This is a genomic window from Mesorhizobium sp. M1312, assembly GCF_040318115.1.
Lineage (GTDB): Bacteria > Pseudomonadota > Alphaproteobacteria > Rhizobiales > Rhizobiaceae > Mesorhizobium.
Map to the genome: position 1 here is coordinate 147,907 of NZ_JAMYLQ010000005.1, position 14,782 is coordinate 162,688.

General features: G+C 63.8%; 17 protein-coding genes. 9 read left to right on the forward strand and 8 right to left on the reverse strand.

Features of this window, described 5'->3' with window-relative positions:
• Positions 1-119: 119 nt before the first annotated feature.
• Positions 120-548, forward strand: a complete 429-nt coding sequence (locus tag NKH36_RS09085) for a GNAT family N-acetyltransferase (protein ID WP_352961305.1) — start codon at positions 120-122, stop codon at positions 546-548.
• A 67-nt stretch (positions 549-615) separates the two neighbouring features.
• On the opposite strand, the gene zapE is transcribed toward NKH36_RS09085, so the two are convergent.
• Positions 616-1,812, reverse strand: coding sequence for a cell division protein ZapE (gene zapE, locus NKH36_RS09090; protein WP_352961307.1), 1,197 nt, complete (start codon positions 1,810-1,812; stop codon positions 616-618).
• 140 nt (positions 1,813-1,952) lie between these two features.
• A complete protein-coding gene (locus NKH36_RS09095; RefSeq protein ID WP_352961309.1) occupies positions 1,953-2,504 on the reverse strand; it encodes a protease inhibitor Inh/omp19 family protein in 552 nt (183 codons plus the stop codon).
• A 292-nt stretch (positions 2,505-2,796) separates the two neighbouring features.
• Here NKH36_RS09095 and NKH36_RS09100 point away from each other — a divergent pair, with 292 nt between their 5' ends.
• The 7 genes from NKH36_RS09100 to NKH36_RS09130 all read left to right on the forward strand — a co-directional run bounded on the left by NKH36_RS09100 (position 2,797) and on the right by NKH36_RS09130 (position 9,653).
• On the forward strand, positions 2,797-3,807 hold the full coding sequence (locus NKH36_RS09100; protein WP_502911997.1) for an MBL fold metallo-hydrolase: 1,011 nt from the start codon (positions 2,797-2,799) through the stop codon (positions 3,805-3,807).
• 102 nt (positions 3,808-3,909) lie between these two features.
• The gene (locus tag NKH36_RS09105) at positions 3,910-4,071 is read left to right on the forward strand and encodes a DUF1328 family protein (protein WP_128175373.1); all 162 of its coding nucleotides are present in this window, start codon (positions 3,910-3,912) and stop codon (positions 4,069-4,071) included.
• A gap of 176 nt (positions 4,072-4,247) precedes the next feature.
• Entirely contained in the window at positions 4,248-5,132 is an 885-nt protein-coding gene (gene dapF, locus NKH36_RS09110) for a diaminopimelate epimerase (RefSeq protein WP_352961313.1), read from the forward strand.
• Positions 5,132-6,469 (forward strand): tRNA (N(6)-L-threonylcarbamoyladenosine(37)-C(2))-methylthiotransferase MtaB, encoded by a 1,338-nt coding sequence (gene mtaB, locus NKH36_RS09115; protein ID WP_352961315.1) that lies wholly within the window; start codon positions 5,132-5,134, stop codon positions 6,467-6,469. The genes dapF and mtaB overlap by 1 nt, the downstream gene beginning before the upstream one ends.
• 11 nt (positions 6,470-6,480) lie before the next feature.
• Positions 6,481-8,280 (forward strand): signal recognition particle-docking protein FtsY, encoded by a 1,800-nt coding sequence (gene ftsY, locus NKH36_RS09120; protein WP_352961317.1) that lies wholly within the window; start codon positions 6,481-6,483, stop codon positions 8,278-8,280.
• A 61-nt stretch (positions 8,281-8,341) separates the two neighbouring features.
• Positions 8,342-9,016 (forward strand): septation protein A, encoded by a 675-nt coding sequence (locus NKH36_RS09125; protein ID WP_352961319.1) that lies wholly within the window; start codon positions 8,342-8,344, stop codon positions 9,014-9,016.
• 16 nt (positions 9,017-9,032) lie between these two features.
• Positions 9,033-9,653 carry a pyridoxamine 5'-phosphate oxidase family protein gene (locus tag NKH36_RS09130; protein WP_352961321.1) on the forward strand — a complete coding sequence of 207 codons (621 nt, stop codon included), beginning with the start codon at positions 9,033-9,035 and terminating at the stop codon, positions 9,651-9,653.
• Positions 9,654-9,716: 63 nt separating this feature from the next.
• Here NKH36_RS09130 and NKH36_RS09135 read toward each other — a convergent pair whose 3' ends face one another.
• Positions 9,717-10,634, reverse strand: coding sequence for an SMP-30/gluconolactonase/LRE family protein (locus NKH36_RS09135; RefSeq protein WP_352961323.1), 918 nt, complete (start codon positions 10,632-10,634; stop codon positions 9,717-9,719).
• 303 nt (positions 10,635-10,937) lie between these two features.
• Here NKH36_RS09135 and NKH36_RS09140 point away from each other — a divergent pair, with 303 nt between their 5' ends.
• Positions 10,938-11,105, forward strand: a complete 168-nt coding sequence (locus NKH36_RS09140; protein WP_127314787.1) for a hypothetical protein — start codon at positions 10,938-10,940, stop codon at positions 11,103-11,105.
• Positions 11,106-11,198: 93 nt separating this feature from the next.
• Here NKH36_RS09140 and NKH36_RS09145 read toward each other — a convergent pair whose 3' ends face one another.
• The 5 genes from NKH36_RS09145 to ccmA all read right to left on the reverse strand — a co-directional run bounded on the left by NKH36_RS09145 (position 11,199) and on the right by ccmA (position 14,621).
• Entirely contained in the window at positions 11,199-12,242 is a 1,044-nt protein-coding gene (locus NKH36_RS09145) for a DUF2332 domain-containing protein (protein WP_352961325.1), read from the reverse strand.
• Between the two features lie 15 nt (positions 12,243-12,257).
• Positions 12,258-12,836, reverse strand: coding sequence for a DsbE family thiol:disulfide interchange protein (locus tag NKH36_RS09150; RefSeq protein WP_352961327.1), 579 nt, complete (start codon positions 12,834-12,836; stop codon positions 12,258-12,260).
• Complete coding sequence (ccmD, locus tag NKH36_RS09155; protein WP_352961328.1) at positions 12,833-13,000, reverse strand: heme exporter protein CcmD; 168 nt, start codon at positions 12,998-13,000, stop codon at positions 12,833-12,835. The genes NKH36_RS09150 and ccmD overlap by 4 nt, the downstream gene beginning before the upstream one ends.
• Positions 13,001-13,150: 150 nt before the next feature.
• The gene (gene ccmB, locus NKH36_RS09160; RefSeq protein WP_352961330.1) at positions 13,151-13,816 is read right to left on the reverse strand and encodes a heme exporter protein CcmB; all 666 of its coding nucleotides are present in this window, start codon (positions 13,814-13,816) and stop codon (positions 13,151-13,153) included.
• 196 nt (positions 13,817-14,012) lie between these two features.
• Entirely contained in the window at positions 14,013-14,621 is a 609-nt protein-coding gene (gene ccmA / locus NKH36_RS09165) for a heme ABC exporter ATP-binding protein CcmA (protein WP_352961332.1), read from the reverse strand.
• Between the last annotated feature and the right edge of the window lie 161 nt (positions 14,622-14,782).

Genomic DNA, 14,782 nt, shown 5'->3' on the forward strand with positions numbered 1-14,782 from the left:
TAGCCCCGCCGCGAAAGAAATTCAAACGATGATTTTGGAGTAAATGATTTCAATCGGTTAGAGACAACGGGAATTACGTAAGCGTCAAAATAATTGAGCCGACTTGGGAAAGTTACACAATGAAGATGGAAATAAGAAGGCTGCTTCCCGGCGATGACGCCGTTGTGATGCGGGTCGCCGAAGATGTGTTCGATGAACCGGTCAGGCCGAATCGGCTCGCCGCCTATCTCGCCTCATCAGGCCATTTCATGATTGTGGCGCTGGCCGACGGCGTCGTCGTCGGCCAGTGCGCGGCCGTCATCCACCGCCACCCGGACAAGGTGAGCGAACTCTACATCGACGAAGCCGGCGTGGCGCCGGCCTTCCAGCGCCAGGGCATAGCGACGAGGATGCTCGACGCCATGTTTGAGCTCGGCCGCGAGCATGGCTGCGAGGAGGCTTGGGTCGGCACCGAGCCGGACAATGTTGCGGCCCGCGCGCTTTACGAGGCACGGAAGGAGCCGCATGGGCCGGCAGAGGAGTGCGTGATGTATGTTTATCGGTTGTAGGCGCCGGCGGGACGGTACCCCCCTTGCGGGTCGGGGGGCGCGAAGGATCGCGACCTTCCGGAGACTATCAAGCCCGAGCCTGCTGCGCTTCCGCCAGCGTCGCCTTCTGCCTTTCCGCCCAATCTTCCAGCCATTCGTGGCTCTGCATCTCGATCAGCCGGGACGCTGTGCGCTCGAACTCGAAGACCTCGGTGCCGCGCTTGGCCGTATACAGCTGCGCTGGTGGCGCAGCGGCGCTCACCACCAGCCGCACATGATGGTCGTAGAGCGTGTCGATCAGCAGGATGAAACGCTTGGCCTCGTTGCGTCTGCCTTCGCCGAGCACCGGCACATGATCGATGAAGACGGTCGAGAAGCGGCCGGCAATCGCCAGGAAGTCACGGGCGCCGTGCGGTTTTTCGCAAAGATCGGCAAAGGAAAACCGTGCTGCTTCGCCGGCAGCGCGCGGCACCACGACCTGCCGGCCCTTTACCGTCAATGCCGCCTCGGCCGTCGGCCGGCCACGCGTCATCACTTGCCAGGCCTCGTAGAGGACAGCATCGGCGGCGGCATCGTCAGGGGTGACATAGACCGGCAGGCGGCTCAGCTTGTCCAGCCGATAGTCCTTGTCGGCATCCAGCGCCAGCACCTGCGCATGCCGCTCCAGGATGCCGATGAAGGGCAGGAAAAGCTTGCGGTTCAAGCCGTCGCGGTAGAGATCCTGCGGCGCGACATTGGACGTGGCGACCAGCACGACGCCGTTGGCAAACAGCGCCGAGAACAGCCGGGACAGGATCATCGCATCGGCGATGTCGGTGACGGAAAACTCGTCGAAGCAAAGTACCCAGGCTTCCTCGGCCAACGCGCGGGCCACCGGCGCGATCGGGTCGTCTTCCCTGACGGTGCCTTCTTTACGCGCCTGCCGGTGCCTCTGGATGCGGTCCTGCACATCGGCCATGAAGTCGTTGAAATGCACACGGCGTTTGCGCCTGACCGGCACCAGCTCAAAGAACATGTCCATCAGCATGGTCTTGCCGCGGCCGACGCCGCCATGGATGTAGAGGCCCTTGACGGCCTCGCGCGTCTCGCGCTTGCGGGCGAACAGCCAGCCCAGCGCGCTCGATTTGTGCGCCAGCCGCTTTGCCGAAACCTCGTCGATCAGCCGATCGAGTGCCGCGACGATCCGCTCCTGCGCTGGATCGCGATCAATCAGGCCTGACACAACCAGATGGTCGTAGCGCTGCCGGACGGTCGCATGGGTCTGAAGGCCGTCACGCAGATGCATCGGTCACGTCGTTCTAGAGCAATTCCAGGAAATGCGCTTAGCGGTTTTCGGTCGGAATTGCGTATAACAAAAGACAGCAATTCCAGGAAAAGTGTGTAGCGGTTTTCCGTCCGGAATTGCGTAAAAACACTAGGGGCGGTTCAGCCCCTTGTAAGCGAGATCGGCAGGCCGTTGGAAGTCTGGCCGTCGAATTTCTCTCCGCCCGAGGAATAGAGCCGAGCCAGCGTGCCGCCATTCTCGTCGTACAGCGTCAACTGCTTGCCGGCGACGTTCCAGGATTTGATGCCGTCGATCGGCGCCGGACAATGCAGCGGTCCAGCCCGATAGCCAGCGCCAAATTTGGTCTGCGGCGTCGCCACCTGACAGCTCTGGCCGGACACGCTGGCCTTCCACACGCCGGCGACGCTGCTTGCGGTAAGATCCGGGGCTCCGGCCGGAGCCGTCCCGTCCGGCGGCAGCGAGGCGACCTGAGGGTTTAGCGTGCCTTGCGGCGCCGTCGGAAATTTCGACGGGTCGGCCGTGCCGGGCGACGCCGGCGGCGGCAGCTGGTTTGCGGTCACCTTGCCGGAGGGCGCGGCTTGCAGCGGCGCCGGCTGCTCCTGGTCCATCGACGAGAACCGTGACGTTGAACAGCCGCTCGCAAACAGCGCGGCCAGTGATACGGCCAGCAGACCGGTTTTCGAAAAATTCATTTCAAACCTCCGTCGGATCCGGCTGGGGCTGCCGTCCGCACAATATCCCCTTCACCAAGATGGAGAAGGTGGCGAAATTTCAACCCGATATGGCTAAAATACAATTTGCGTCAGCATCTGTTGCAATTTTGCCACAAGATGCGTGCCGCCTGAAAGCCTGCCCTAGGGATCTGACCCGAAACCGCGCAGCGGTTTGCCTGGACAGGCGTGCCTTGGCGCCCGCTGCAAATGCTTGCGCCAGCCCGCTTCGGTCCTATCTCTGATGAAACGGAACCTTGCCGGAGGCGAAACCTTGGCTGCGAGAAAAAGGGCTGCCAATCGCTACTATAGCGGCCCGCCCAGCGATCATTTCGACGGCACCTTATTCTTCAATCCCAACGGCAAGCCGCCTGCCCGTTTTTCCGATCTTTTGAAGTGGCAGTTGGGCGGCGAACGCTCGAAATGGCCGGCGGCGAATCCGAGTCCGTTCCATCAGGCGACACCGGCCAAACGGATTGACGGCTCCGAACTGAGGCTGATCATGGTCGGCCATTCCACGCTGCTCATCCAGACAGCCGGCCTGAACATCCTCACCGACCCGGTCTGGTCGCGGCGCGTCTCGCCGCTGTCCTTTGCCGGGCCGAAACGGGTGAATCTGCCGGGCATCGCTTTTTCCAACCTGCCGCCGATCGACCTCGTATTGGTCAGCCACAACCACTACGACCATCTCGACCTCGCCACGCTGAAGCGGCTGAAGACAAAGCACGACCCACTGGTGCTGACGCCGCTTGGCAACGACGCCATCATCGACGGTGGCGTTCCCGGAGTGCGGCTTTCCGTGCATGACTGGGGCGAGCGGGTCGAGATCGGCAAGGACGTCGCCGTCCATCTCGAGCCGGTGCACCACTGGTCGGCGCGCGGCACCCGCGACCGGCGCATGGCGCTGTGGGCGGGTTTTGTGATCGAGACGCCGGGCGGAAAAATCTATTTCGCCGGCGACACCGGTTTCCACGATGGCATCAACTACCGGCTGATGGCTGAAAGGCACGGCGGCTTTCGCCTCGCCATCCTGCCGATCGGCGCCTACGAGCCGCGCTGGTTTATGGCGCCACACCACCAGAACCCGGAGGAGGCGGTGCAAGGCATGCTTTTGTGCAACGCCGCCTATGCTGCCGGCTGCCATTGGGGCACGTTCCGGCTTACCAACGAGCCGATCGACGAGCCGGCCAGAAAGCTTGGCGCGGCCCTCGACGATCAAGGTATCCCGCAGGAACGCTTTCGCGCCTTGCGTCCCGGCGAGGTCTGGGACGTGCCGGCGCTCTAAACAGGCGACCGGCTTCACGGCGCACGGGAAGCCCAGGGGAACCCGGGACGTCGTAAACGCGTTGGTGGTCATCCACAACCGTCGGCTGCGAGGGATTTCCCCATGATCAAATGGATTGTCATTCTTCTGATTATCGCGGCCGCAGCCAGCCTGCTCGGTATGCCGGCATTGGCCGGAGCCGCCGCCACCGGCGCCCGTATCCTCATCGGCATCGTGCTGATCATCTTCCTGCTGGTCATGCTTGGCGTCTTCGCGGTAGCGTAGACGCATCGGCCCGAAAAATCGGAATCGATTTTCGGAAAGCACGACGCGCCGGTTCAAAGTGTCAGCGCGTGCTTGTGCGTCCAAGGGACACACGTCGCTCTGACCCGTCCGCACACTGGTAATTTCGGCCGGTATCCGCCATATAGGCGCCAAACCGGCATGAGACCTTCCGATCCATGGCAAGTATCGCCCCCTTCGCCAAGATGAACGGCATCGGCAACGAGATCATCGTTGCCGACATGCGCGGTCGCGCCGATCGGGTGACGCCGGCTGCCGCCCTTGCGCTCAATGCCGATGCCGCGACGAAATTCGATCAGATCATGTCGATCCACGACGCCAGGACGCCGGGCACCGCCTTTTTCATCGACATTTTGAATTCCGACGGAACCGGCGCGCAGGCCTGCGGCAACGGCATGCGCTGCGTGGTGCAGGCACTTGCTGCCGAAACCGGCCAGAAGACATTCGCCTTCGAGACGGTCGCCGGCATCCTCAACGCCGAAGAACATGCCGACGGGCTGATCTCGGTCGACATGGGCAAGCCGCGTTTCGGCTGGCAGGATATTCCGCTGGCCGAAGAATTTCGCGATACCCGCATGATCGAGCTGCAGATCGGCCCGATCGACGCGCCTGTGCTGCACTCGCCTTCGGTCGTGTCGATGGGCAATCCGCACGCCATCTTTTGGGTCGACCGCGACGTCTGGTCCTACGAGCTCGACCGCTTCGGCCCGCTGCTCGAAAGTCACCCGATCTTCCCCGAACGCGCCAACATCACCATCGCACGGGTGACCTCGCCCGAGACGATGGTCATCCGCACCTGGGAGCGCGGCGCCGGCCTGACCAAGGCCTGCGGTACGGCGGCTTGTGCCGCCGTCGTCGCTGCCGCGCGCACCAGGCGGACCGGACGCAGCGTCGCTCTGGTGACGCCCGGCGGCGGCTCCTTGCATGTCGAATGGCGCGGCGACGACCACGTCATCCTCACCGGTGCCGCCGAATGGGAATTTTCCGGCAGCTTCGACCCGTCGACCGGCGTGTGGGCCCGCGACACCGAAAGCGCCGCCTGATGGCTCCTCTCGCAAAGAAGGGTCCCGTCCTTTCCAACGGCCCCACTCTTCCCAAACGTGTTGACGTCGTTACCTTCGGCTGCCGGCTGAACACCTACGAATCCGAGGTGATGCGGCGAGAAGCGGAAAGCGCCGGCCTTGGCGCGCTGGAAGGCGGCGCCATCATCTTCAACACCTGCGCCGTCACCGGCGAGGCGGTGCGCCAGGCAAAACAGTCGATCCGCAAGGCCCGCCGCGAGAACCCGGCCGCCCGCATCATCGTCACCGGCTGCGCCGCGCAGACCGAGCCGCAGAATTTCGTCGCCATGGACGAGGTCGATCTCGTCCTCGGCAATGATGAGAAGCTGAAGGCCCATTCCTATCGCGCGCTGCCGGATTTCGGCGTCAACGATACCGAGAAGGCTCGCGTCAACGATATCTTTTCGCTACGCGAGACAGCCGGCCACATGGTCGACGCCATCGAGGGCCGGGCGCGGGCTTTTGTCCAGGTGCAGAACGGCTGCGACCACCGCTGCACCTTCTGCATCATCCCCTATGGCCGCGGCAATTCGCGCTCGGTGCCGATGGGCGCCGTGGTCGAGCAGGTCGAGCGGCTGAGCGGCAATGGTTATGCCGAGATCGTGCTGACCGGCGTCGACATGACCAGTTTCGGCGCCGACCTGCCTGGCAGCCCGAAACTCGGCAAATTGGTCAAGACAATCCTGAAGCAGGTGCCTGACGTAAAACGCCTGCGCCTCTCCTCGATCGATTCGATCGAGGCTGACGACGATCTGGTCGACGCCATTGCCACCGAGCCCAGGCTGATGCCGCATCTGCATTTGTCGCTGCAGGCGGGTGACGACATGATCCTGAAGCGGATGAAGCGCCGGCACAACCGGGATCAGTCGATCCGTTTTTGCGAGGATTTGCGCAAATTGCGTCCCGGTATCGTCTTCGGCGCCGACATCATCGCCGGCTTCCCGACCGAGACGGACGCCATGTTCGAAAAGTCGCTGGAGATCGTCAAGGAATGCGGGCTGACGCATCTCCACGTCTTCCCGTTCTCGCCGCGCGAAGGCACCCCCGCCGCGCGCATGCCGCAGCTTCGCCGCGAGATGGTCAAGCAGCGCGCGGCACGGCTGCGCGCCGCCGGCGACGCCGCCTATATCAGTCACCTCGCCGCACTCGCCGGAACACGCCAGTCCATCCTGGTCGAGCGCGACGGGCTCGGCCGCACCGAAGGGTTTACGCTCGCTGCGGTCTCCGCGGGCGCGCCGGGCGAAATCGTTGAGGCTGACATCGCCGGCCATGACGGCGCCCGGCTGATCGCCGCGCCGCTTGCCGCGCGCGCCGCCTGAGACGCAAAGACATGGCTGGTTTTTTCAAGAAGATATTTTCGTTCGGCAAGAAGGAAGTGGTCGAGGAGCGGATCGACGAGTCAGCACCCCTGCCGCCGATCAAATGGGACGCGCTGGAGGCGCTGAAGCCGGCCGCCGAACAGACTGTTCCGGAATTTTTGAAACGCGAAGAGCCTCGGCCCGAGGCAGAAGCTGCGCCGGCGCCACCGGTCGAGGCGGAAGCACCGCCCGCGCCGCAGCCGGCGCCTGAAGAGGCCGAGCCCACTCCTGCACTAATCACTCCGCCCGAACCAGAAATCCAGCCGGAACCCGCTCCGGTCGAGGAGCCGAAGGCGCCTGCCGAGGAGCCGGCGCCAGCGGCCGCTCCCGTCGTTCCCGAGCCAGCTCCGGAGCCAGAGCCGGAGGAAATTCCTGAGCCAGAGCCGACCCAGCCAGAGATCGTCCAGACTGAGCCTCCGTCAGCCGAACGTGGCGCTGCCCCTCATCCGCCTGCCGGCACCTTCTCCCCGTATAGTGACGGGGAGACGGGTGCTGATCGTCACGCCGAGCCTCCTCTTGAAAGCGGCAAAGAAGAAGCTCCGACGCTGACGCCCCCCTCTTTCCGTCCCTCACGGGGAGAGCGTGAGAGGCAGCGCGAACCTGCGCAAGACACCGCACCGCCCGCCGAGGCCCCCTCGCCGGTGCCCGAGCCTGAGGCGCCGTCGGCCGAAATCTCGCCGCCCATTCGCCAGCCGGCGCCGGTCGAGGCGAAGCCGATCCTTGCCGAGATCGCACCGGAGCCAGAGGCCGTTCCGCAACCACCGCCGGAGCCAAAGCCCGCCCCCGGCAAGGTGACCGTAACCAAGAAGGTCGAGCAGAAGGCCGAGCCGCAGAAAGCGCGCGAACCGGCACCGAAACGCTCGTGGTTCCAGCGCATGAAGGAGGGGCTTGCCCGCTCTTCCCGGGAACTGTCAGGCAACATCGCCGGCGTCTTCACCAAGCGCAAGCTCGACGAGGACACGCTGCAGGATCTGGAGGACGTGCTGATCCGCGCCGATCTCGGCATGGAGACGGCCCTGCGCATCACCGATTCGCTGTCCGCCAGCCGCTACGGCAAGGATGTCTCCGAGACGGAGGTGCGCGCCATCATGGCGACCGAGGTGGAGAAGGTGCTGACCCATGTTGCCATGCCGCTGGAGCTTGACCTCAGCCACAAGCCGCATGTTATCCTTGTCGTCGGCGTCAACGGCACCGGCAAGACCACGACCATCGGCAAGCTGGCGGCAAAGCTCACCGACGGCGGCCTGTCGGTGATGCTCGCCGCCGGCGACACATTCCGCGCCGCCGCGATCGAGCAGTTGAAGATCTGGGGCGAGCGCACCAAGTCGCCGGTCATCGCCTCGAAGCTTGGCGCCGATGCGGCAGGTCTTGCTTACGACGCCTTCGAACAGGCCAAGCAAGCCGGCTCCGACGTGCTGATCATCGACACCGCCGGGCGGCTGCAGAACAAGACCGAACTGATGGCGGAACTGGAAAAGATCGTCCGGGTGCTGGGCAAACTCGATCCGGAAGCGCCGCACACCGTGCTGCAGACGGTCGATGCCACCACCGGCCAAAACGCGCTCAACCAGGTCGAGATCTTCCGCAATGTCGCCGGCGTCAACGGTCTGGTGATGACCAAGCTGGACGGCACGGCGCGCGGCGGTATTCTGGTGGCGATCGCGGCAAAGCACAAATTGCCGGTCTATTTCATCGGCGTCGGCGAACAGGTCGACGACCTCGAACCATTCTCCGCAAGCGAGTTCGCCAGGGCGATCGCTGGAGTGGCCTAACAAGCATGATCCCAGGAAGTCGCAGACTTCTTGGACAGGATCATGCGCAAAAAGGAAGCCTATGAACCCGCCCATCCTCGAACGCGACCCGTCCGATCCGCAGAAGCAGAAGAAGGAAGGCGTCAATCCGCTGCTCAAGATGGTGCTGGAGCTCGGCCCGTTGATGGTGTTCTTCTTCGCCAACGCCCGTGGCGCATGGCTGTCGCAGAAATTTCCGGCGCTGGCCGAATTCGGCGGGCCGATCTTCGTCGCCACCGGCCTGTTCATGGCCGCGACCGCGATCGCGCTGGCCGCGTCCTGGCTGCTCACCCGCACCTTGCCGATCATGCCGATGGTGTCGGGCGTCGTCGTCTTCGTCTTCGGCGCGCTGACGCTCTACCTGCAGGACGACATCTTCATCAAGATGAAGCCGACCATCGTCAACATGCTGTTCGGCAGCGTGCTGCTCGGCGGGCTGTTCTTCGGCAAGTCGCTGCTCGGCTACGTCTTCGATTCGGCGTTCAGCCTCGACGCCGAGGGCTGGAAGAAACTCACCTTCCGCTGGGGCCTGTTTTTCCTGTTTCTGGCCCTTGTCAACGAAGTGGTCTGGCGGAATTTTTCCACCGACGCCTGGGTTACCTTCAAGGTCTGGGGAATCATGCCGATCACGCTTCTTTTCACCTTCAGCCAGATGCCGCTGATCATGCGCCATTCGCTTGAAGGCAAGACCGGGAACGAAGAGAAGGCCGGCAAGTAGCAGTTAGGGAGAGGGCATGGAATTCGTCACCACGCGTGAAGAGCTGAGAACGATCTACAAGACGCCTCGGCCGACCGACGGCTCGATCCGCAAGGAATTGAAAGCGCTGGATGGCCACAGCCGTTCCTTCATCGGCAAAAGCCCCTTCGTGCTGATCGGCTCCTCCGACGGCGCCGGCAATGCCGATGTGACGCCGAAGGGCGACAGACCGGGCTTCGCCGCCGTGCTTGACGAGAAGACCATCGCCATCCCCGACCGGCCCGGCAACAACCGGCTCGACACGCTGGAGAACATTCTTCTCAACCCCTCGGTCGGGCTGCTCTTCCTCATCCCGGGCATGAATGAGACGCTGCGCGTCAACGGCGATGCCCGCATCACCGTCGATGCGGCTTTGCGCGAGCGGCTCGCCGTCGACGGCAAGGAACCGCAAAGCGTCGTCCTGGTTACGGTGAAGGCCGCCTACATGCATTGCGCCAAGGCCTTCATGCGCTCCGATTTGTGGAACCCGGAAACCTGGTACGACGGCGCGACCCTGCCGACGCTCGGCCAGATCCTGCGCGACCAGCTGGCGCTCGCCGATTCGGCCGAGGCGACCGATCGCTGGCTGGACGAAGAATACAAACACACCATGTGGTAAAATCTGCTCGGGCGCGATCCGCCCGAGAAGGCATAGCAATGTCCTCCATTGATTGGCGGCCGCTCAAAATGTCTTTGCGCCGTTGACCATCAGCCGGACCATGTAGAGCGAGGTCGTGCCGGCGATGTAGAGGCAGTTCAGCTTGTTGCCGCCGAACACGCAGTTGGCGACGACTTCGGGCACTTTGATCTTGCCGATCAGCGTTCCGTCGGGATCGTAGCAATGGATGCCGTCGGCAGCACTCGCCCAGATGCGCCCTTGATCGTCGAGCCTGAAACCGTCGAACAGGCCGGCCGTGCAGTCGGCGAAGACCTTTCCGCCGGAGATCTTCTTGCCACCCTCGTCGACATTGAACACCCGCATATGCGCCGGATTTTGTGCGCCATGCGTGCGGCCGGTATCAACGACATAGAGCTTGCTCTCGTCGAGCGAGAAGGCAAGCCCGTTGGGCCTGACCATGTCGGTGATCACCGCTTCGATCTCGCCGGTGCCGGGATCGGCCCGATAGACATGGCAGGCGCCGATCTCGCTCTCGGCCTTGTCGCCCTCATAATCCGTATCGATGCCGTAGGTCGGGTCGGTAAACCAGATCGAACCATCGGACTTGACCACCGCATCATTGGGCGAGTTCAGCCGCTTGCCGCGCCATTTGTCGGCGATGGTGGTGATCGAGCCGTCATGCTCGGTGCGGCTGACCCGGCGGCCCGAATGCTCGCAAGTGACCAGCCGGCCCTGCCGGTCGACGGTGTTGCCGTTGGAATTGCCGGACGGCTGCCGGAACACGCTGACGCTGCCGTCAGTCTCGTCGTAGCGCAACATGCGGTTGTTGGGGATGTCGGACCAGACCAGATAACGGCCGGCCGCAAACCAGGCCGGCCCTTCCGCCCACCGGCATCCGGTGAACAGCTTGTCCACCTGCGCGTTGCCGTTGAACAGCCGCGCAAAACGCGGATCGAGAATCTCGTAGTCTTCGGCGGCCATGGTTTTCCTCCCAGTCATGCAAATCGCTAATGCCGGCGCGATCAAGCCAGCCGGCGATCGATATGGCAAGATCGCTGATATCACTTCACCGCATCTTGAGACGTTGAGGCAAACGGCGGCAAGACCGCCTTGCTCAATGAAGGGCTCGAACGACGGGGTCATGTGCCGTCAACCGGCTATGCGTCCAGCGCAACGGTGCATTGCAACATCTTCTTTTTGCAACGCACCATAACTATGTCATGCTCCATATCGATCAGGGAGGAACAACCTGCCGCAACAATGCGGCACAGAAGGAACCTCGCTATGATTCTCGACAGCCTCATGAGCCGCGCTCGCACCAGCATCGCCAAGCGCCGGCAATACAACCGCCTCGTCGCCGAAATCGACTCTTTTTCCAGCCGCGATCTGGCCGACATGCGCGCCGACCGCAGCGAAATGCTCTACCAGGTCCACAAGCAGATCTACGGCTGAGGCGGACGCGTGATCCCGAACCGAAGGTCATCGCAGCAAAAAGTTGCAGACTTTTCGGACGAGATCATGCGCAACCAGAACTGTTTGATCGGCTTAGCCAATCCATTCGATCCAGCGGCCGTGGTAATCGCAATGGGCCAGGCGGCGTGTCTCGCCGCCGGGCCATAGAGTGAGGCTGAGTACCGCCCACTGCTTTGGGGGATCGCGCGGCTCCATCCTCAGCCTTGCGATAGGCGCAACGGCCGTGGCCTCTCTGCCCGCCTGCTCTAGCGTGGCGGTGATGGCATCCTTGGTCGCCCGCGGCAGATATTGCCACATGATCGAATGATAGAGCACGAAGGCGCCGCCCTGCTGCCGTGCGGCCAGTGCCTTCTCGACAAAATCCGCCGCGTCCGCTTTGACAAGCAGCGGTTGAAGCTTTTCGGTAAGTGACAGCGCGGCGTCGAGCCGGGCCAGCCGCGCTGCCTGATCGGCCCAGACGTAAGACCGAAGCCGTAACCGCGCCGATGCGTCGGCGACATCGACCGGCGCGATGTCGCAGCCGGCGCGATGGCGGACGTTGATCGCTCCACCAAGCGGCACAGCGAGGCCGCGCACCTCCGGCGCCAGCCGGACGGGGGAGGCCGGGTCTCCCCACTCGGCATCGCCGTAGCGGTAGTGAAAGCTGTCGAACAGGAGATTGAGCCCGGCGCTGGCGCCGATCTCGCACAGATCCAGCGGCAGGCCGGTTTCCCGCGCCACCGTCAGAAATCCCGGCAGCAGCATCGCCGACCGGGCGATTTCATTGGTCTGCGGCGCGCCGGCGAGGCCGGCGACGATCTGCTCGTCGGATAGCGCAATTGCCTCCGGCAGCACCGCCGCGATCTCGGATTCGCTTGTCTGGTTGGGCGGATAGATCAGTGCCAGTCGCTCACTGGCACCCGTCAGGACCAACGTATGCAGCGCGCCGCAGAGCCGCAATGCGAGGGCGTCGGCGCGCGCGTCGCCCGGCCAGCCGAGCATCGCCTGCCCGGTTCTGGTGTTTGCGTCGAGAACCTTGGCCAGCGCACGGCATAAATTCGCGGTGAACGGCGAACCAAGCCCATCGCAGGCTTTCGCCTGAGCCAGAAAATGATCGCGGATGTCTCGTTCGTCCATCGCGTTTCCGGTGCCTTAGCCCGGCGCGGCCAGCGCCTTCTCGATCTCCGGCAAAAGCAGCGTCTGCGCCGAGCCTGGGGTCAGCGGGCCGACATGCTTGTAGGCGATCTTGCCGTCCTTGCCGATGACGAAGGTTTCCGGCACGCCGTAGACGCCCCAGTCGATCGCCGCGCGCCCCGCCGCGTCGACGCCGATCGCCTGGAACGGATTGCCGAGATCGCCGAGGAACCGGCGGGCGTTTTCCGGCTGATCCTTGTAGTTGAGCGCGGCTATGACAAAGCGCTTGTCCTGCGACAGCGCCAGCAGCACCGGATGTTCGTCGCGGCATGGCCCGCACCACGACGCGAAGACGTTGACCAGTGTGACCTTGCCGGCGAACTGCCTGGAATCGAGCCCCGGCAAATTCATGCCCTCCAGCGCCGGCAGATTGGTCTGCGGCGCCGGCAGGCCGATCAGCGCCGATGGCACTTCCGAGGTGTCGCGGCCGGACAGCAGCTGCGTCAGGAACAGCCCCGCCAGCCCAAGGAAAATCACCAAAGGCAACAGCACGATTAGGCGCCGCCCGCGCGCCGGCGTTTCCGTTTCCATGCTCATGATTTCCGCGCCTTGTCGGAGCGCCGCCGCACGCCGGATGCTTCCAGCTCGGCGAGGTCCCTCTTGCGCGCACGCTGGTCGAACAGGATCCAGCCGATCAGCCCGGCCAGAACCACGGCCGTGATGGCATAGGCAGCGGTCACATAAAGCGCATGCACGCTCATATGGGTCGCTCCGCCGGCGCAAAACCTTTCAGCCGGACCATTCCGCTTCGTTCGATCATGCCTTTTCTTAACCTTGCGCCATCGGCTTCGCAATCGACAGCAGCGCCGCAGCCCTTGACGCGATGCAACCACGAACGATGGCCGGCCACATCAGTCTGTTCCATGACGCAGCGCCAATGCTGCCGCAACCGGCCCCAGCACGGCAAGAAACAAGGTCAGCGCGGCGAGGATGAGGAAAGGCTGTAGGAACGGATCGGGGTTGGCCACCGCGCCATAGCTTGCCGAGACGCCAAAGATCAGCACGGGAATGGTCAGCGGCAGCACCAGCACCGAGATCAGCAGCCCGCCGCGCGGCAGCGCCACCGCCACCGCCGCACCGGCAGCGCCGATGAAGGTGATCGCCGGTGTGCCGACCAGAAGGGTCAGCGCCGTGGCGCCGATGCCAACCGGCTCCATGTTCATGAACAGGCCGAGCAAGGGTGCCGCAATGACCAGTGGCAGCACGCTTCCCGCCCAATGCGCCAGGCATTTCGTCAGCACGGTCAGCGCCAGCATCTGCCGGTCGTTGCCGAGCACCAGAAGATCGAGCGAGCCGTCTTCCCGGTCGGCCTGAAACAATCGGTCGAGACCGAGCAGGCAAGCGAGTAAGGCGCCGATCCACAGGATCGCCGGGCCGATGCGGGCGAGCAAATTGAGGTCCGGTCCGACGCCGAAAGGGATCGTGGCGATCACGGCGAGAAAGAAGATCACGCCGGTCAGCGCCCCGCCGCCGGCACGGATACTCAGGCGGATATCGCGCAGGAAAAGGGCTAGCATGGCGTGAGATGCCTTTGCCCAGGCACCCCCCTCTGGCCTGCCGGCCATCTCCCCCGCAAGGGGGGAGATTGGCTGGCACGACTGCCTTCGCCAATCCCGATCGTTGAGAGATGAGCGCAGCGACGAAGCTGCCAATCTCCCCCCTTGCGGGGGAGATGGCCGGCAGGCCAGAGGGGGGTGGGACGGAACGCCAACATTACCGAGTTTCCCCCATCCTCAATTCCTTCGCCCCCCCAAGCCCCAGCGGCAGATGCGTGGCCGCCACAACGATCCCCCCCTTCTCAAGATGCTTCCGCATCATTCCGCCGAATCGCCCTTCCGATGCCTTGTCCAGCCCGGCCGTCGGCTCGTCGAGCAGCCACAATGGCCGCCGGCTGACAAGCAGCTTTGCGATTGCCGCTCGGCGACGTTGCCCGGTGGAGAGATAGCCGAACGGCAGATGGCCGATACCATCAAGCCCGACCGCTTCGAGCGCCTCTTCAGCGCCCAAAAAATCAGCGCCCAAAAAATCGCGCCAGAAGCGCAGATTTTTCGCCACGCTCAGCGCCGTCTTCATCGCGTTCTGGTGGCCGAGATAATGGCAGGCCGAGGCAACCGACGGAAAATCCTCGCCGCCGCCTTCGATAAGCACACGGCCTGCCGCCACCGGCAGCAGCCCGGCAACCACCCTGAGCAGCGTCGACTTCCCCGCGCCGTTCGGCCCGGTGACGATCAGCGCCTGGCCTTTCTCAAGGGCAAAGTTGATGCCGGAAAAAACCGCCTCGCCGCCGCGTTCGCCGCCTAGATTTTCGGCGATCAGCCGCATTCCTTGCCCGTCCCGAAAGCACCGCGCCACGGCTGCTGCCGCATCGCACAAAATAGCCTTTCGACTGTCTAGAACTATTCCAGGAAATTCTCTATATGCGGGTCATCCGTGCCAGCGGTCGGCACGGGAAGCGAATTAGCGCCGAACCAGCGCACGCGCCG